Annotated in this window: 2 protein-coding genes and 1 pseudogene; 2 read left to right on the plus strand and 1 reads right to left on the minus strand. The window is 69.3% G+C overall.

The features are described 5' to 3' along the window. Nucleotides 1-834: pseudogene (locus tag B2284_RS08460) on the plus strand (hypothetical protein); the annotation flags it as partial. Here B2284_RS08460 and B2284_RS08465 read toward each other — a convergent pair. Continuing rightward, nucleotides 798-1,229: a hypothetical protein gene (locus B2284_RS08465; RefSeq protein WP_006943863.1), complete on the minus strand. Its 432-nt coding sequence runs from the start codon at nt 1,227-1,229 to the stop codon at nt 798-800. The pseudogene B2284_RS08460 and the gene B2284_RS08465 sit on opposite strands and share 37 nt — an antisense overlap. 225 nt (nt 1,230-1,454) lie before the next feature. Here B2284_RS08465 and B2284_RS08470 point away from each other — a divergent pair, with 225 nt between their 5' ends. Beyond that, complete coding sequence (locus B2284_RS08470; RefSeq protein ID WP_006943843.1) at nt 1,455-1,703, plus strand: WhiB family transcriptional regulator; 249 nt, start codon at nt 1,455-1,457, stop codon at nt 1,701-1,703. Nucleotides 1,704-1,851: the final 148 nt, after the last annotated feature.

Consider the following 1,851-nt stretch of genomic DNA (forward strand, 5'->3'; position numbering starts at 1 on the left):
GCCGGCCTCGTCGTCGCCGCCCTGCCCGTCGTCGTCGCGACGACCGGTTCGGCCGAGACGTCGCCGGCCTCCTCCCCCACCGCGGCGACGAGCACGTCCGCTGCGACGCCGTCGTCCGCGACCACGGGCGCGTCGCCCAGCGCCTCGTCGTCGGGATCTGCCTCCTCGTCGGCCGCCGCTGGGTCGACGCACGTCGACAAACCGCTGCAGCTACGCCTCGACGGCAAGACGGTCGACCCGTCCTCCGTGCCCGACGCGACGTCACTGTTCACCCGCGGCGAGCTCGCGCCGATCATCCCGCACCTCGACGGGGTGAGCGGCAGCGACGACACGCTCGAGTTGAACATCGCCGGTGAACCCTCTGACGACCGCAGCCACTTCGTCATCGCGCTGCCGCACACCGGTGAGTGGAAGGACGTCGAGGCCGCCTGGAAGCGTGACAAGGCCCTGCACGAGAAGCGCGCCCAGGCCAACCGCGGTCTCTACACGTTCTACGGCGAGGGCGCGCACGGCGTCAGCGATTCCTTCACCGACGGGACGACGACCTATGCGCTCGTGCGCACGGGGGAGGCTGCGGCGGTCGTTCGTTTCTCCGGCATCGGTTTCTCGACGCTGGCCGACTCGCACGCCGATTCGCGCCGCGCGTACACGACGAAGACCGTGCCCGCGCTCCTCGACCTGCTCGGCGCGAAGCTGCGAACCGGTGAGTCGACGAAGGATGCGGGTGCGTCGTCGAGCGCGACGAGTTCTGCGACGTCCCGCGGCTCGGCGAGTCCCCCGACGTCACCCGCCGGCTCTCAGAGCGCCGCGCCGTCCTCGACGTCCGCCTCGTAGCGCGGTAGCGGCAGCGCGACGACGAACGTCGCCACAGCAACGACGACGGTCGCGATGCCGAGCGCGGCGGCACCGCCGTCCATGAGGCTGAAGCCGATCGGCACGAGCATGGCGTTCCACAGCAGCGTCGGGGTCTTGACCAGTGACTTGGCACGCACCAGGCCGACGACGAGGGCCAGCACCGCTCCCCCGAGGACGACGAGCATGGCCGCCTCCGTGAGGGCGCGCGTCGTCGTGCTGGCCGATCCGGTGACGGCGCTCACGACCGACATGACGGCCATGACGAGGATGGCGGCCGCCGAGATCGCCGTGCCCGTAGCGGCGGCGAGCCAATGGGCGCGCGAGCCCTTCCAGGTGGGAGCGGGGATCGATGACGTCGAGCGGGTGGTGTCCACGCTTCCACTTTACGCCGCGACATTTACGAACATCGTGTGAGCAAAAGCTCACATAAGCACACAAAAAGTTCGGGCAAACCCCTTGTGCTCGCCCGCGCCAGGTGTGAACCTATAACGGAACACCTCCGCAGCGCGTCCCAGCGTCGCACTGTGGACACGCCGGCACCCCGGCAGCGTTCGAACCGACCCCGCCGGTTTCAGCGGAGACATCAAGGAGCAAGCCACATGGATTGGCGCAATCGCGCTGCGTGCCTGGACGAGGACCCGGAGCTTTTCTTCCCGATCGGCAACACCGGCCCTGCCCTGCAGCAGATCGAAGACGCCAAGGCTGTGTGCCGACGCTGCGAAGTGATCGACACCTGCCTGAAGTGGGCTCTCGAATCCGGTCAGGATGCAGGCGTCTGGGGCGGCCTCTCGGAAGACGAGCGTCGCGCTCTCAAGCGCCGCAACGCCCGCGCCCGCCGCGCCAGCTGACCTGAGCCCCGCGTCGACGACTGGCGGCACACCCTGGGTGTGACCGCCAGTTCTGTCATGTCCGGGCCCGGCTGCTGGTGCTGGGATCTGCGCGCCGGCGGGTGAACACGGCGATGAGCGACTGTGACCGATGATCGCACATGGGCAC

Source organism: Dermacoccus sp. UBA1591 (assembly GCF_002322065.1).
In the GTDB taxonomy this organism is placed as follows: domain Bacteria; phylum Actinomycetota; class Actinomycetes; order Actinomycetales; family Dermatophilaceae; genus Dermacoccus; species Dermacoccus nishinomiyaensis.